Annotated in this window: 14 protein-coding genes; 2 read left to right on the top strand and 12 right to left on the bottom strand. The window is 59.4% G+C overall.

What is annotated here, in order from left to right; genetic code table 11:
• Positions 1–104: 104 nt before the first annotated feature.
• The 12 genes from PFU01S_RS19220 to PFU01S_RS19165 form a co-directional block, all read right to left on the bottom strand.
• Entirely contained in the window at positions 105–875 is a 771-nt protein-coding gene (locus tag PFU01S_RS19220) for a TerC family protein (RefSeq protein ID WP_027913220.1), read from the bottom strand.
• 70 nt (positions 876–945) lie between these two features.
• Positions 946–2253 (bottom strand): CitMHS family transporter, encoded by a 1308-nt coding sequence (locus PFU01S_RS19215; RefSeq protein WP_028687769.1) that lies wholly within the window; start codon positions 2251–2253, stop codon positions 946–948.
• A 289-nt stretch (positions 2254–2542) separates the two neighbouring features.
• Positions 2543–4498, bottom strand: coding sequence for a DUF7844 domain-containing protein (locus PFU01S_RS19210; protein ID WP_028687770.1), 1956 nt, complete (start codon positions 4496–4498; stop codon positions 2543–2545).
• Positions 4495–4815, bottom strand: coding sequence for a DUF2388 domain-containing protein (locus PFU01S_RS19205; protein WP_023532340.1), 321 nt, complete (start codon positions 4813–4815; stop codon positions 4495–4497). The genes PFU01S_RS19210 and PFU01S_RS19205 overlap by 4 nt, the downstream gene beginning before the upstream one ends.
• Positions 4816–4851: 36 nt before the next feature.
• Positions 4852–5145, bottom strand: a complete 294-nt coding sequence (locus PFU01S_RS19200) for a DUF2388 domain-containing protein (RefSeq protein WP_028687771.1) — start codon at positions 5143–5145, stop codon at positions 4852–4854.
• A gap of 29 nt (positions 5146–5174) precedes the next feature.
• A complete protein-coding gene (locus tag PFU01S_RS19195; protein ID WP_027913216.1) occupies positions 5175–5492 on the bottom strand; it encodes a DUF2388 domain-containing protein in 318 nt (105 codons plus the stop codon).
• A gap of 285 nt (positions 5493–5777) precedes the next feature.
• Positions 5778–5993, bottom strand: a complete 216-nt coding sequence (locus PFU01S_RS19190) for a DUF1127 domain-containing protein (RefSeq protein ID WP_027913215.1) — start codon at positions 5991–5993, stop codon at positions 5778–5780.
• Between the two features lie 339 nt (positions 5994–6332).
• Positions 6333–7826: a succinyl-CoA:acetate CoA-transferase ScpC gene (gene scpC / locus PFU01S_RS19185; protein WP_028687772.1), complete on the bottom strand. Its 1494-nt coding sequence runs from the start codon at positions 7824–7826 to the stop codon at positions 6333–6335.
• A 186-nt stretch (positions 7827–8012) separates the two neighbouring features.
• Complete coding sequence (locus PFU01S_RS19180) at positions 8013–9449, bottom strand: NAD(P)(+) transhydrogenase (Re/Si-specific) subunit beta (RefSeq protein WP_028687773.1); 1437 nt, start codon at positions 9447–9449, stop codon at positions 8013–8015.
• Positions 9446–9766 (bottom strand): NAD(P) transhydrogenase subunit alpha part 2, encoded by a 321-nt coding sequence (locus PFU01S_RS19175; RefSeq protein WP_023532697.1) that lies wholly within the window; start codon positions 9764–9766, stop codon positions 9446–9448. Before PFU01S_RS19175 ends, PFU01S_RS19180 begins: the two co-directional genes overlap by 4 nt.
• Positions 9767–9778: 12 nt before the next feature.
• On the bottom strand, positions 9779–10900 hold the full coding sequence (locus PFU01S_RS19170) for a Re/Si-specific NAD(P)(+) transhydrogenase subunit alpha (RefSeq protein WP_027913212.1): 1122 nt from the start codon (positions 10898–10900) through the stop codon (positions 9779–9781).
• A gap of 415 nt (positions 10901–11315) precedes the next feature.
• Positions 11316–12221 carry a LysR family transcriptional regulator gene (locus PFU01S_RS19165; protein WP_027913211.1) on the bottom strand — a complete coding sequence of 302 codons (906 nt, stop codon included), beginning with the start codon at positions 12219–12221 and terminating at the stop codon, positions 11316–11318.
• Positions 12222–12377: 156 nt separating this feature from the next.
• On the opposite strand from PFU01S_RS19165, the gene PFU01S_RS19160 reads away from it, so the two are divergent.
• Together PFU01S_RS19160 and PFU01S_RS19155 are read left to right on the top strand one after the other, a co-directional pair.
• Positions 12378–13559 (top strand): acyl-CoA dehydrogenase, encoded by a 1182-nt coding sequence (locus PFU01S_RS19160; protein WP_027913210.1) that lies wholly within the window; start codon positions 12378–12380, stop codon positions 13557–13559.
• Between the two features lie 13 nt (positions 13560–13572).
• A complete protein-coding gene (locus PFU01S_RS19155; protein WP_027913209.1) occupies positions 13573–14793 on the top strand; it encodes a CaiB/BaiF CoA transferase family protein in 1221 nt (406 codons plus the stop codon).
• Positions 14794–15120 lie beyond the last annotated feature (327 nt).

Below are 15120 nucleotides of genomic sequence, written 5' to 3'. Positions count from 1 at the left end.
GCCGCCAGCTTCGCATGGCTGTCATCATTTTGAAACATCCTTGGGACGTACTGGCGGCATGCGCAAAGGGCCCCGCAGGGCCCTTTTCTTCGTGACGTGTGAGGTTATTGACCCGGCACGTCCTTGCGCAGCTTCACGGCCTCGTGCTCCTTGCCAGCCTTGCGTGCCAACGACGTACGCATGCGGATGTTGATGGCTTCGACCGCCAGGGAGAAGGCCATGGCGAAATAAACGTAGCCTTTAGGAACATGCACATCGAATGCTTCGGCGATCAGCACGGTACCTACCACGATCAGGAACGACAGCGCGAGCATCTTCAATGAAGGGTGCTTGTCGATGAAGTCGGCGATGGTACCGGCACAAGCCATCATGACCAGCACGGCGACGATGATTGCGGCGATCATCACCGGCACGTGCGACACCATCCCCACAGCGGTAATCACCGAATCCAGGGAGAAGACGATATCGATGATCGCGATCTGGATGATGGTGTACAAGAACTTGCCGCCAGAGCCCTTGGGTTCGTCGGCGTTTTCTTCTTCGCCTTCCAGGCCGTGGTAGATCTCCTGCGAGCTCTTCCAGAGCAGGAACAAGCCACCGAAGAACAAGATCAGGTCACGCCCGGATATACCCTGCCCTAGCACCACGAACAGATCGTCGGTCAGGCGCATTACCCAAGTGATGGACAGCAGCAGCATGATGCGAGTGACCATGGCCAGGGCCAGGCCGAAGATCCGGGTACGCGGCTGCATGTGCTTGGGCATGCGGCTGACCAGGATCGAGATCATGATGATGTTGTCGATGCCCAGAACGATTTCAAGCGCGGTCAGGGTGAAGAAGGCAACCCAGATTTCCGGGCTGGTCAGCCATTCCATGTGTTTTCCTTTGAGCGGTATGGGCGATGCGCCTGCATCGAGGCGCATTGCGGTGGAGAGAGGTCTGTTATCAGAGACTACTGAACAGCGGGAAAATGCCCATGATCAGCGCGGCGAACATTATGCACATGCACACCAGTACTGCCCACTTGAGCGTAAAGCGTTGGTGATCCCCGAATTCGATGCCGGCCAGGGCGACCAGCAGGTAAGTCGAGGGTACCAGCGGGCTGAGCAGGTGCACCGGCTGCCCGACGATGGATGCACGGGCCATCTCGACCGGACTGATGCCATAGTGGCTTGCCGCTTCGGCCAGTACGGGGAGAACACCGTAATAGAAGGCGTCGTTGGACATGAAGAAGGTGAACGGCATGCTCACGATCGCCGTGATCACCGCCAGGTACGGGCCCAACGCTTCGGGAATGACAGCCAGCAGGCTTTTGGACATGGCATCGACCATGCCCGTGCCCGACAGGATGCCGGTGAAGATGCCTGCGGCGAAGATCAGGCCGGTAACCGCCAGCACGCTGCCGGCGTGGGCGGCGATACGGTCTTTCTGTTGTTGCAGGCAGGGGTAGTTGACGATCATCGCGATGCTGAAGGCGATCATGAACAGCACTGGCAACGGCAGCAGGCCGGCGATGAGGGCCGCCATCAATGCAGCGGTCAGTGCGCCATTGAAGTACAGCAGCTTTGGCCGGCGTGCCTCTGGATATTGCGAAACACTGATGTCGCTGTGATCGATATCGTCAGTTGGCAGGTGCAGCTCGCCCAGGCGGGCACGTTCGCGTTTGCCGTACAGGTAGGCGATGGCCAGGATCGCGACCACGCCGAACAACATCGCTGGAATCATGGGTACGAAGATATCGGAAGGGTCCACGTGCAAGGCGCTGGCCGCCCGCGCGGTGGGCCCACCCCATGGCGTCATGTTCATGACCCCGCCGGCAAGAATGATGAGCCCCGCCATGATGCGCGGGCTCATGCCCAGGCGGCTGTACATGGGCAGCATGGCCGCGCAGCAGATCATGTAGGTGGTAGCGCCGTCACCGTCCAGCGATACCACCAGGGCCAGCACGGCGGTGCCTACCGACACCTTGAGCGGGTCGCCCTTGACCAGCTTGAGGATTTTTCGCACCGCAGGGTCGAAAAGGCCGGAGTCGATCATCAAGGCAAAGTAGAGAATAGCGAACATCAGCATGACGCCGGTGGGCGCCAACTTGCTGATGCCTTCGAGCATCATGGGGCCGATCTTGCTGGCGAAACCGCCAAAGAGGGCGAATAGAATGGGCACCAGGATCAGGGCGATCAAGGCCGACAGACGCTTGGTCATGATCAGGTACATGAACGTGACGACCATGGCGAAGCCGAGGAAGGTCAGCATGGCAATACTCCAGGCGAGGCGCGACGAAAAAGAGGACGGTTCGGGCGGGTCAGCGTGCAGGACGCTGCGCGTGGAGTAGGTAGGACGGGACTAAGAAAAGTCGGGCACGGAAAGGCATCGGTATCACCATTGTTGTTGTTGGTTGCGCCGGGCGCGGCACGTACCTCGCCCTGGCTGACCGGTCTGTGCCGGCAATGGGGCTATCCTAAGCGGGCAAGCTTTCAGCCAGCTTTCGCTCCAACAAGGGTGACAAAAGGTAGGTAAGGCGGGTGGATGAGCTGTTGAGCCGCTACAGCTGTAGCCCACCCGCTGCCTTATGCAGTGCGCGAAGATGCTCTCCGATGTGCTTCACGTTGGCTTCAACTGCCGCTATCTGCCTGGCCCGGGAAGGCTCGAGCAGCGCCCTCACCTCTTTGTCCAGGTTGGTACTCAAGCGCAGCAACTGCGCCTGGCGTTCGCTGCTGACCTTTTCCAGATGAACCCGCTCTTCTCGCTGCGGCAGCCCGTAGCCTGTGGTGTCGAGCAATTCCGCCGGGCGACTCAGGAAACCGCTGTTGGCGAGCATCTGCTTGAGGGTGGCATCGGCCTTGTCGACGCTACCATCCTTGAGCGCTGCGGCATTGAGATAGCGCTGCTTGACCTCGTCCTGTGCCAACAGCAGTTGCCGTCGCAAGCCCGCCTGTTCCAGAAGCAGCAAGGCGGCACTGGTGCGCAGGTCAGCCTGGTCGAACCAGGGCTTGCGTTGCTCGGCGTCCAGGGCCAACCAATCCTCTACCTTGGTTTGCTTTACCGGCAGTTGCTTCTTCAGCACATCGAACATGGCCTGGTAGCGGTCGCGGTACGAGTCAAAGCGGTAGCCCAGGCGCAGTGCCTCTCGCGGATCGTCCAGCACGCTGGTGTCAGCCAGCCCACGGCCGTCGAGCACGGCAAGCAGGCCATTGGGCATGATGCTGTCGAGGTCGTTGAGTTTTGGGTTGGCGGTACCGCTACGCAGCAGCTTCAGCGATTCCACGGCGCAGTTATTGGACAGGAACCAGTAGTTGCCGTCGTAGCTCCAGTGCATTTCGGCGGCCTGGCGGACCAGGTTCTCGATCTCCTCACGATTGAGCTTGAGTGGCACCGAGGCCAGGCTGCGCAGTTCGGTCTTGGTGTATTCATCGATGACCTGCCCCAGCGGCAGCACGAACAACCGGGAGGGATAGACGCCGACCAGTCCATCCCAGCTGGACAACTGGACGTCGTTGACGAAAGCGCGGTACGAAAGCACCAGGCTTTGATCAAGGTCCAGGCGGCAGTCCGGGCCTCGCGGACGGCCGGGCTTGCAGATGACTAGGCGCAGCATGCTGTGCCCCCAGCGGCTGACCAGGTTCTGATTGGCCTCGGCCAGCAGGTAATCCACTTCGTACACCCGCTCGGGGTCGACCTCACCCAGCGGCTGGCGCGCGAAGTCGCTACCGGCATTGATGAACGGCAGGCCTTTGGCGCAGGCGTCCTGGGGAGGGCTCCAGCCAAAATGTTGAGTCAGGTATCGATTGAGCGCGGGGCGGCGACAGCCATAGCTGGGGTCGAGAAGGAAGTACTCCATATTGACCGCGACGTATTCTTTCGGGCTGCTCAGCTCGTAGCGGTCGGGGCTACGCACGAACTGGCCGTTATGCTGTTCGCGCTCGCCGCGCCGGCCTACGTACTGGGGCCAGCCGGCGAGGTCCAGCAGGCGTGGGTCATCGCTGAGGGTGAACCGTCGCCCCGCCTGGCCGCGGCATTCGCCGGGCAGGCCTATATTCCCGACAGTGCCTTGCAGGCGGTTGCATCGAGTGAGCAATGCGTTCTGCTGCCCCGGCCACAACCGGGCGCGGTCGTAGATATGAGTGAGCTCATGGACCACGGTCGCCAACAGTTCGTTGCGCACAGTGCCATGGGGCCGATGCGTCAGCTCTGTGGTCGCGGTGCCGTCGGCAAGGCTGGGCAGCAGGCGCCGATTGAGCATCAGGCTGGACACCAGTGATGCCTGGCCGTAGGCGTCAGGCGGCATCTGGTCACTCCAACTGACGCTGACGGTGCGATCAAGCCGCTGCTTGAACGAGGGTGGCAGGCTGGCCATGGCTTGGTCGAGCAGCGCCTGGCTGGCGCTGACCTGCTGCGGGGTCAGGTCGGCGGTTTGCAGATCCAGGTGCAAGTCTGCAAGCGCGGGCGTGCCGAGCAGTGTCAGAAGACAGCCGAACCACCCGGCACGCAGTGACTTCACAGCGCGAGAATAGCTTCGGCCAATACCTGGTCACTGGCATCGCGTGCCTGCGGTACACGCTCGCGCAACGTCGTGAACGCCGCTTCCAGTTGCGCGCCACGGATATCGCCGTCGCTGGCCACGAAGCTGGCTGCATCGTCGTGAGCTTCACGTACCACTTTCGAATCGCGAATGGATGTCGTGGTATCCGATGTGAAGTCGATCGAGCGGCCAAAGGCGCGCACGATGATGTTGCTGGTGGCCACCAAGGTCTGAGCCTGGGCCAGGTCGGCCAACAGGAACATGCCGAGAGTAGCGGCAATCAGCGGTTTACGCATGGAGCATCTCCGAAAATACTGGGAGGAAAAGGATAGTCATTCGACGAGGATTGCTCGCGCCAGTTCCAGGTCGCTGGCAGTGCGCGCGGGTTTATGCACGCGAATGGCTTCAAGGGCTGCCTCAAGGCGTGCACCGCGCACACGACCCTCGGTGGCGACGAACACTGCTGCATCGTCGCGCGCTGCGCTTATGAGCTTTCGATCAAAAGGTGCAGTGGTGACCTGGGTCGTGACGTAACCCGAGATCACCAGGCCTTGGGTGGTGGCGTCCAGCGCGTGGGCCGTGGCTATGCCCGCGATCCAGAGCAGGGGTAATAGCAGAAAACGCATGAGCGATCGGCTGGAGACGGCTTGCTGACTCAAAGAGCCAGGATGGCTTGAGCCAGTTGCTCGTCGCTGGCGTGCAAGGCAGGTGCCTGGGCACGGATGTGAACCAGCGCGCTTTCGAGCTTGGCGCCCCGGATGCTGCCCTGGCTGGCGACGAAGCTGGCGGCGTCGTCGCGGGCTGCTTGCACGATCTTGTTGTCGCGCAGGGATGAAGACGCATCGGACGTGGCGTTGGTTGAGGCAGCGACGCCTCGTACCACGGTGTCGGTGGTGACGACAAAACTGCTGGCACTGGCTGTACCAGCCAGGCCAAGCATCAGCGCAGCGCCGATCAGGTAAGTACGGGTCATGAACGTAAGCTCCTGGTGTGAGGGGATCCAGCTGGGAACGTGGGCAACGGCCCTTGCCTAGACTATGACAGTCGGTTCTACCAGACAGTTAAGCGAAGCGTATCACGCGGTGCTGTATCAAGATGTTAATGATAGAGCGGCGTTGAACTGTTATGCCTTATAGAAGAGCTCACGGTAACTGTACCGGTGACGGAGATTTTATTTGAAACACAAATAAAAAACCCGTCGCAGGGCTCTGCGACGGGTTTTCGAAATTCACGTTGCCAGTCAGGCTGGCACAGGCGCTTAGCGCCAGAAAGGCTTGCTCAACTCTTCGTAACGCTGCGATTCGCTGATACCGGCGTCTGCCAGCAGACGCGCATCCAAGCGAGCCAATTGACGACGGCTTGCCATACGACGCTGCCAAAGCAACAAGGTAGAGGCTACGCGCAGGGGGAACGAGGCGTTGGATTGTTTGGCGGTGCTTTCAAAAACCAGACCGGAACTGAGGGTACGTTCCATGATGATCATCCTTCCGCTTATGGCGGCATTAGATAGTGATTTAACTGATGCCAATGATCCTCCCCTCTTGTCCATAACAGTAGATACAGTTGCAGGTAAAGAGGGCGAGCCAGTTAACTGTGTAATGCTACTGTTGCACTCGAAAGTGGCTAAACTGTACTGGTGTGCGCGAATATGGTGCATATTTCGGTGATTCCTCTGCCTTTCGGAGAGATCATCTGGTGAAAAGCAGTACAGTAGTACAGTTCATTCTGTTCCTGCCTTGTTGCTGCTTTCTCAGTGGCGTAAAAAAAGGGTCGCCAAGCGACCCTTTGAGGTTTGTGCTTACTTCAGGACGCGTTACAGGGCAAGCATGCGACCTGTCTCTTCCAGGTTTTCATGCCATGCCAGTGCTTCACGCAAGATGTGCGGCGTGTGCCCGCCCCGCTGGCAAGCGCGCTCGAAGTAATCGTTCAAGGCCGCGCGATAGTCGGGGTGTACGCAGTTGTCGATGATCGCCCTGGCGCGCTCCCGAGGGGCCAGGCCCCGCAAGTCTGCCAGGCCTTGCTCGGTGACCAGGATGTCCACGTCATGCTCGGTATGGTCCACATGGCTGACCATGGGTACCACGCTTGAGATGGCGCCGCCTTTGGCAATCGATTTGGTCACGAATACGGCCAGGTGTGCATTACGGGCGAAGTCGCCGGAACCGCCAATGCCGTTCATCATCCGGGTGCCGCAGACGTGCGTGGAGTTGACGTTGCCGTAGAGGTCGAATTCCAGGGCAGTGTTGATACCGATGATACCGAGACGCCGAACCACTTCGGGGTGGTTGGAGATTTCCTGCGGGCGCAGAACCAGCTTGTCCTTGTACTTTTCCAGGTTGCCGAACACGTCGGTGTTGCGGCGACTGGACAGGGTGATGGAACTGCCCGAGGCAAAGCGCAGTTTGCCCGCATCGATCAGATCGAACGTGGAGTCCTGCAGCACCTCGGAGTACATGGTCAGGTCTTCGAACGGCGAGTCGATGAGCCCGCACATCACGGCGTTGGCAATGCTGCCGATCCCCGCCTGCAGGGGCCCCAACCGGTTAGTCATGCGCCCTGCTTCAACCTCTTTCTTCAGGAAGCTGATCAGGTGGTCGGCAATGCCTTGGGTTTCGTCATCGGGTGGCAGCACCGTGGAGGGCGAATCGGGTTGGTCACTGATGACGATGCCTACGATCTTGGCAGGGTCGATGGCAATGGCGGTACTGCCGATGCGGTCATCCACCTTTACCAATGGGATGGGCGTGCGGGTAGGACGGTACGTAGGTATATAGATGTCGTGCAGCCCTTCCAGATTCGGGTTGTGCGACAAATTGATCTCGACGATAACTTTCTTGGCAAAGATCGCAAAGCTCGCCGAGTTGCCGACCGACGTGGTCGGTACAATATGCCCTTGCTCGGTGATGGCCACCGCTTCGATCACGGCAATGTCGGGGAGCTTCAGTTGCTGGTTGCGCAGTTGCTCGACGGTCTCCGACAAGTGCTGGTCGATGAACATGACCTTGCCATCGTTGATGGCCTTGCGCAGCGTACTGTCCACCTGGAACGGCATGCGGCGGGCCAGTACACCGGCTTCGGTCAGCTGTTTGTCCAGGTCGTTGCCAAGGCTCGCGCCGGTCATCAGGCTGATTTGCAGCGGCGACTGCTTGGCGCGTTCGGCCAGCGCGTGAGGGACGGCCTTGGCTTCACCGGCGCGGGTGAAGCCGCTCATGCCGACGGTCATGCCGTCCTCGATCAGGCCAGCGGCGTCGGCCGCACTCATTACCTTGCTATGCAGGGAGGACAAGCGGATGCGATCACGGTACATGGATTGTTATCTCGGGCTACTAAGCTACTGCTGCGCAGTCTAGTGATTTAGACCGGTGCCGTCCCGCGACCATGGTCGTATTACCCCCGCCGCTTCATGGCCGTTGATCCGGATCAATTAACGAAAAAGCCCCGGCCGTTATCGACCAGGGCTCTTCTTGTTCACAGGATCAGAACAGAACCTGCCTCACTCCACGGCCTTGACCATGTCTTCGATGACCTTCTTGGCGTCGCCGAATACCATCATGGTCTTGTCGAGGTAGAACAGCTCGTTGTCCAGGCCTGCATAGCCGCTGGCCATGGAGCGCTTGTTGACGATGATGGTCTTGGCTTTGAAGGCTTCGAGAATCGGCATGCCGGCGATCGGTGACTTGGGGTCATTCTTGGCGGCCGGGTTGACCACGTCGTTTGCGCCCAATACCAGGACTACGTCGGCCTGGCCGAACTCGGCATTGATGTCTTCCATCTCGAAGACCTGGTCGTAGGGGACCTCGGCTTCTGCCAACAGCACGTTCATGTGACCAGGCATACGCCCTGCCACCGGGTGAATGGCGTATTTGACGGTGACACCGTTGTGCGTGAGCTTCTCGGTCAGCTCCTTGAGCGCATGCTGGGCACGTGCGACGGCAAGGCCATAGCCGGGAACGATGATCACGCTGTCGGCGTTGCTGAGCAGGAAGGTCGCATCGTCGGCCGAGCCGGACTTCACCGGACGCTGTTCTGTGGAGCCTTGGGCAGCACCCGCTTCGGCATCGCCACCAAAGCCGCCCAGGATGACATTGAAGAACGAGCGGTTCATGGCCTTGCACATGATGTAGGACAGAATCGCCCCGGACGAACCTACCAGCGAGCCGGCGATGATCAACATGGAGTTGTTCAGCGAGAAGCCGATCCCTGCTGCAGCCCAGCCCGAGTAGCTGTTGAGCATCGACACCACCACCGGCATGTCGGCACCGCCGATCGGGATGATGATCAGCACACCCATGATGAACGCCAGCACCAGCATGAGGGTGAAGGCGCTGTAGTGGCCGGTGAAGGTGAACAGCAACCCCAGCGCGATGGTGGTCAGGCCGAGAATGAGGTTGAGTTTGTGCTGACCGGCAAACTGCACCGGCGCGCCTTGGAACAGGCGAAACTTGTATTTGCCCGATAGCTTGCCGAAGGCGATCACCGAGCCCGAGAAGGTAATGGCACCAATGGCAGCCCCCAGGAACAGCTCCAGGCGGTTACCCGTAGGGATTGGATCGCTGATGGCGGCGACGATTCCCATCGACTGGGGCTCGAGCACTGCGGCAATGGCGATGAATACCGCGGCAAGGCCGATCATGCTGTGCATGAAGGCGACCAGCTCAGGCATCTTGGTCATCTCGACGCGTTTGGCCATCACCGAGCCTGCGGTGCCGCCCACCAGCAGCCCGACGATCACATAGCCGATGCCGGCCGTGGCCAGCTCAGCACTGAGCTTATAAATGAGACCGACCGTGGTGAGGATCGCGATACCCATACCGATCATGCCGAACAGGTTGCCACGCCGGGATGTAGTGGGGTGCGACAGGCCCTTGAGCGCCTGGATGAAACACACCGAGGCGACCAGGTACAGAAGTGTTACCAGATTCATGCTCATGCTGACTTCTGCCCCTCGTTCTTGACCTTTTTCTTGAACATTTCAAGCATGCGGCGGGTGACCAGGAACCCGCCAAATACGTTGACTGCAGCCAGAGCAACGGCGAGCGTGCCCATCACCTTTCCGGCAGGCGTGACCGTCAGCGCAGCGGCGAGCATGGCACCGACGATAACGATGGCCGATATCGCGTTGGTGACGGCCATCAGCGGGGTGTGCAACGCCGGTGTGACATTCCAGACCACGTGGTAACCCACATAAATGGCCAGCACGAAAATGATGAGGTTATAAATGCCATGGGAAATCAGCATGTCTTCCATTTGTCGTGCTCCTCAGCCGTTCTTGCGGACGATTTGACCGTCGCGGCACATGAGGCAGGCCGCGACGATGTCGTCTTCGAGGTTGATGGTCAGGGCGCCGTCCTTGTCGAACAGCAGTTTTGTGAAGTCCAGCAGGTTGCGTGCGTAAAGGGCGGAAGCGTCCGCTGCCACCAGGGCGGGTAGGTTCGTTGGGCCCACGATGGTGACGCCATGGGCATGCACGACCTCGTCGGCCACGGTCAGTGGGCAGTTGCCGCCCTGGGCCGCCGCCAGGTCGATGACCACCGAACCTGGTTTCATGTGGGCGACCGTTTCGGCGCTTAATAGCGTAGGCGCCTTACGGCCAGGGATCAGTGCGGTGGTAATGACGATGTCCGCTTGCCGGGCACGCTCGTGTACGGCCTGAGCCTGACGCTGCATCCAGCTTGCCGGCATGGGCCTGGCGTAGCCGCCGACGCCTTGGGCACAGTCGCGCTCCTCATCGGTCTCGTAAGGCACATCGATGAACTTCGCGCCGAGCGATTCGATCTGTTCCTTCACCGCAGGGCGCACGTCCGATGCCTCGATGACTGCGCCAAGACGCTTGGCCGTCGCAATCGCTTGCAACCCCGCTACACCTGCACCCAGGATCAAGACGCGTGCTGCCTTCACCGTACCGGCGGCCGTCATCAGCATCGGCATGAAGCGCGGATAGTGATGGGCAGCCAGTAATACGGCCTTGTAGCCGGCGATGTTGGCTTGGGATGAAAGTACGTCCAGGCTTTGTGCCCGAGACGTTCGCGGCGCGGCCTCCAGCGCAAAGGCCGTGAGGCCGCGCGCGGCCATCTTGGCGATAACGTCGTTGTTGAACGGGTTGAGCATGCCGACCAGAAGGCTGCCGCTGCTCATCAGTGCCAATTCACCATCGGTTGGCGCGACTACCTTGAGCACCAACTGGGTGCCATAGGCTTCAGCCGCCGAGCCCAGGCGGGCACCGACAGATTCATAGGCGCTGTCCGGAATGCTGGCATTGACCCCAGCACCTTGCTGGACCGTAACCTGATGACCCTGACCTATCAGTTTCTTGATGGTTTCAGGCGTCGCGGCGACCCTTGTCTCGCCGGTCTGCGTCTCGAGCGGAACACCAATGTGCACGACTATTTCTCCTGCGATGACCTTTTTTATATTTGTGAGGCCAGCGCACTTCGTAGGGTGCGCCGGAGCGGCTTAGGGCCCAACCACCCGATCCTGGGCGGGCACAGCATTTTGCAGACGAACCAGACGGGCTTCAATAGAATCTGGAGCGAAACTAACCAATAACTACAAGTCACCATGTGACCAGATGTCGCAGCTGATCTGTTGCGAACGCTCAAGCGCCTTTATTCGTCAAGCTAGGACACTTTTCAGCGGAAAATCTGCATTTTTCGTGTTTAAGCAGGCGAATGTCGCAAATAGAGGCTTGATAACAGATCGCTGAAGCACTCTATCACTGTCAGAAGCGCTGCAATATAGTTATTTAAATGCGACAGATCATTATATCTGTAGGTGTAAATTATAATTGACTACGGGGTCAGCTTTCCTTGGTGTCAGCGTAATCCGCCGCCTGTGCCACCAGCCATTCCCGAAACGCATCCAGCGTGGTTGATTCGACCCTGCGCTCCGGAATCATTAGATAGTAGGCCCTGTCGCTACGTAGAACATGCCTGTTAGCGACCACCAGCCTACCCTCGCCGAGCTCGCGTTGAATGAGAAAGGGGGGAATGAGCGCAACCCCCATTCCATGCATGGCCGCTTGTGCGAGCATTGAAAAGAGCTCAAGGCGGGGGCCGGTCATGTCGGTTGCTACAGAAATGCCGATGCTGCTGAACCACTGGCGCCATGCATAGGGCCGGGTGCTTTGTTGCAGCAGGGGGAGTTGTGCAATGTCGTGCGCCTGGAGGGTGTGCCTATCACCAAGCAACGCCGGGCTGCAGACAGGGACAGGATTTTCACCCATCAGCCTGTGCGAGCGGGTACCTGACCAGTCACCGTCACCAAAGTAGATGGCGGCATCGAAGCTGGTATCGGCAAATAGAAAAGGTCGTGTGCGATTGGTCAGGTTGACCGTGACATCGGGTTGACGCTGCTGGAAATCCATCAACCGCGGCAGCAACCATTGAGTGCCGAACGTGGGCACCACTGCCAGCTCGATCACGCTGGCGCCCTGCTGACGCATTACCGACAGCGTATCGCGCTCTACCGCATCGAGTTGCGCGGCCACTTGCCGGCTGTAGGACAGCCCTGCTTCGGTCAGCTTCACGCCCCGGTGTGAGCGGCGGAACAACTCAACGTTCAAAAAGCCCTCAAGGCTGCCGATCTGCCTGCACACAGCGCCCTGGGTCAGCGACAGTTCCTGAGCAGCCTTGGTGAAGCTTTCGTGGCGGGCGGCAGCCTCGAAGCAAACCAGGGCTGTAGTGCTGGGTATCTTCCGACGCATGCCTATCCCTCACTCGTGGACATTTGGTTTTGGGGTTTCAATGCTCTCTGAGTGAGAAAATAGCACTCATAGGTGCAGAAACGTCGTTTGTCGTCGCCGCTTGCCCGGCCTAGGATCACGTCATAAGTCATCCACCGTTCTGGGAGAAATGCATTCATGGCCGCCAAAGCAAGCTTCAGCTGGATCGACCCCCTCTTGCTGGATCAACAGCTCAGTGAAGAAGAGCGCATGGTTCGAGACAGTGCCTATCAGTTCGCCCAGGACAAGCTGGCTCCGCGCGTGCTTGAAGCGTTCCGTCACGAAAAGACAGATGTAGCGATCTTTCGCGAGATGGGTGAAGTGGGCCTGCTGGGCGCTACGATCCCGGAGCAGTACGGTGGGAGCGGTCTGAACTACGTGTGTTACGGGCTCATTGCTCGCGAGGTAGAGCGCATCGACTCGGGGTATCGCTCGATGATGAGTGTGCAGTCGTCGTTGGTGATGGTGCCGATCAATGAATTTGGCTCCGAGGCACAGAAACAGAAGTACTTGCCCAAGCTTGCCAGTGGCGAGTGGATTGGTTGCTTTGGCCTTACTGAACCCAATCATGGGTCTGACCCGGGGTCGATGGTCACTCGTGCCCGGAAAGTCGAAGGCGGCTATCGGTTGACCGGCAGCAAGATGTGGATCACCAACAGTCCTATCGCTGATGTGTTCGTGGTGTGGGGCAAGGACGATGCAGGTGACATCCGTGGTTTCGTTTTGGAAAAGGGCTGGGAGGGCCTGAGTGCACCGGCGATTCATGGCAAGGTCGGGCTGCGCGCCTCCGTGACGGGTGAGATTGTCATGGACAATGTGTTTGTGCCCGAGGAGAACATGTTCCCTGAGGTGCGCGGGCTCAAGGGGCCTTTCACTTGCCTGAACTCCGCACGCTACGGCATTTCATGGGGAGCGCTGGGCGCTGCCGAGGCCTGCTGGCATACAGCGCGTCAGTACACCCTGGACCGGCAGCAGTTTGGCAGGCCGCTGGCTGCCAACCAGCTGATTCAGAAGAAGCTCGCTGACATGCAGACAGAGATCACCTTGGCACTGCAAGGCTGCTTGCGTCTGGGGCGCATGAAAGACGAGGGCACTGCCGCTGTCGAGATCACGTCGATCATGAAGCGCAACTCATGTGGCAAGGCGCTGGACATCGCCCGCATGGCGCGTGACATGTTGGGCGGTAATGGCATCTCGGACGAATTCGGCGTGGCGCGTCATCTGGTCAACCTCGAGGTGGTGAACACTTATGAAGGCACCCATGACGTGCATGCTCTGATTCTGGGGCGTGCGCAGACAGGTATTCAGGCTTTCTATTAATAAGGAGGCTGTCATGGGAGCGCTTTCGCATCTGCGCGTGCTGGATCTGTCGCGGGTACTGGCGGGGCCGTGGGCTGGTCAGATCCTTGCGGACCTTGGTGCCGATGTCATCAAGGTCGAGCGTCCTGGCAAGGGCGATGACACGAGGGCGTGGGGGCCGCCTTATCTCAAGGACAGCGCGGGTGGCAGTACTGGCGAAGCGGCTTATTATCTGGCAGCCAACCGCAACAAGCGCTCTATCACGATCGACTTCACCCAGGCCGATGGTCAGCGACTGATCCGCGAGCTGGCTGCCAAGAGCGATATCGTCATTGAAAACTTCAAGGTAGGCGGCTTGGCGGCTTATGGGCTGGATTATCCATGCCTGAAGGCTATCAATCCGAAGCTCATCTACTGCTCGATCACCGGGTTCGGGCAGACAGGCCCCTATGCGCAGCGTGCGGGCTATGACTTCATGATTCAGGGGCTTGGCGGGCTCATGAGCCTGACAGGGCTGCCGGAGGGTGAGGTGGGTGCGGGGCCTGTGAAGGTTGGGGTGGCGCTGACGGACATTCTTACCGGGCTGTATTCGACGGTGGCGATTCTGGCGGCGCTGTCTCATCGGGAGCAGCGTGGTGAGGGTCAGCACATCGACATGGCTCTGCTGGATGTCCAGGTGGCGTGCCTGGCCAATCAGGCGATGAATTACCTCACAACGGGCGTGCCGCCGCGTCGCCTGGGCAATGCGCACCCGAATATCGTGCCTTACCAGAACTTTCCCACGGCCGATGGCGACTTCATTCTCACTGTGGGCAACGATGGTCAGTTCCGAAAGTTTGCAGAGGTGGCTGGGCAGGTACAGTGGGCTGATGACCCGCGGTTCGCAACCAACAAGGCACGTGTAGCCAACAGGGGCGAGCTAGTACCGTTGATTCGCCAGGTGACGGTGTTCAGGACGACGGCGCAGTGGGTGAGTGACCTGGAAGCAGTGGGCGTGCCGTGTGGGCCGGTCAATGACCTGGCGCAGGTGTTTGAGGATCCACAGGTAGTGGCGCGAGAACTGGCAGTGAGCATGGCGCACCCGCTGGCAGGCACAGTGCCCCAGGTCGCTTCGCCGATTCGCTTGTCGCAGACGCCTGTTGAGTACAGGCATGCGCCACCTCTACTGGGTGAGCATACAGAGAGCGTGTTGAAGGCACTGCTAAGCATGCCGGATGCCGAGGTGAAACGGTTGCGGGTGGCCGGGGTGATCTAGCGGGTGACGGCGGCTATGAATAAGCGGGGGGCGGCAGCCCCCCGCTTTGCTTTTGATTTATATGAAATTAAAGGTTGACGCGGTTTCGAATCCCCTTATAATGCGCCCCACTTCCAGCGACATCGGAACGCGAAACTCCTTGAGATTCAATTGGTTAGCTAGTTCGGGTGGTGCTGAAAGGGCTACGATCGAATAGATCGAAGGCGGTTAAGAAGAAGGTTGACAGCGTGTTGAAACGCTGTAGAATTCGCCTCCCGCTACGAGAGATCGAAGCGAGTCAAGTGGTTGAAGTTGAACGAGTTTCTCGAAACAAACTTCAAAATAAAT

It is taken from the genome of Pseudomonas fulva NBRC 16637 = DSM 17717 (assembly GCF_000730565.1).
In the GTDB taxonomy this organism is placed as follows: domain Bacteria; phylum Pseudomonadota; class Gammaproteobacteria; order Pseudomonadales; family Pseudomonadaceae; genus Aquipseudomonas; species Aquipseudomonas fulva.
This window is presented reverse-complemented; position numbering and strand designations above follow the sequence as displayed.

What these genes read in the sequence shown, in the direction of transcription:
- PFU01S_RS19180 (WP_028687773.1), bottom strand. Translation starts at nt 9,449, where the DNA reads ATGAGCATGAATCTGGTAACACTTCTGTACCTGGTCGCCTCGGTGTGT.
- scpC (WP_028687772.1), bottom strand. Translation starts at nt 7,826, where the DNA reads ATGTACCGTGATCGCATCCGCTTGTCCTCCCTGCATAGCAAGGTAATG.
- PFU01S_RS19200 (WP_028687771.1), bottom strand. Translation starts at nt 5,145, where the DNA reads ATGCGTTTTCTGCTATTACCCCTGCTCTGGATCGCGGGCATAGCCACG.
- PFU01S_RS19195 (WP_027913216.1), bottom strand. Translation starts at nt 5,492, where the DNA reads ATGACCCGTACTTACCTGATCGGCGCTGCGCTGATGCTTGGCCTGGCT.
- PFU01S_RS19215 (WP_028687769.1), bottom strand. Translation starts at nt 2,253, where the DNA reads ATGCTGACCTTCCTCGGCTTCGCCATGGTCGTCACGTTCATGTACCTG.
- PFU01S_RS19190 (WP_027913215.1), bottom strand. Translation starts at nt 5,993, where the DNA reads ATGGAACGTACCCTCAGTTCCGGTCTGGTTTTTGAAAGCACCGCCAAA.
- PFU01S_RS19155 (WP_027913209.1), top strand. Translation starts at nt 13,573, where the DNA reads ATGGGAGCGCTTTCGCATCTGCGCGTGCTGGATCTGTCGCGGGTACTG.
- PFU01S_RS19205 (WP_023532340.1), bottom strand. Translation starts at nt 4,815, where the DNA reads ATGCGTAAACCGCTGATTGCCGCTACTCTCGGCATGTTCCTGTTGGCC.
- PFU01S_RS19165 (WP_027913211.1), bottom strand. Translation starts at nt 12,221, where the DNA reads ATGCGTCGGAAGATACCCAGCACTACAGCCCTGGTTTGCTTCGAGGCT.
- PFU01S_RS19175 (WP_023532697.1), bottom strand. Translation starts at nt 9,766, where the DNA reads ATGGAAGACATGCTGATTTCCCATGGCATTTATAACCTCATCATTTTC.
- PFU01S_RS19220 (WP_027913220.1), bottom strand. Translation starts at nt 875, where the DNA reads ATGGAATGGCTGACCAGCCCGGAAATCTGGGTTGCCTTCTTCACCCTG.
- PFU01S_RS19160 (WP_027913210.1), top strand. Translation starts at nt 12,378, where the DNA reads ATGGCCGCCAAAGCAAGCTTCAGCTGGATCGACCCCCTCTTGCTGGAT.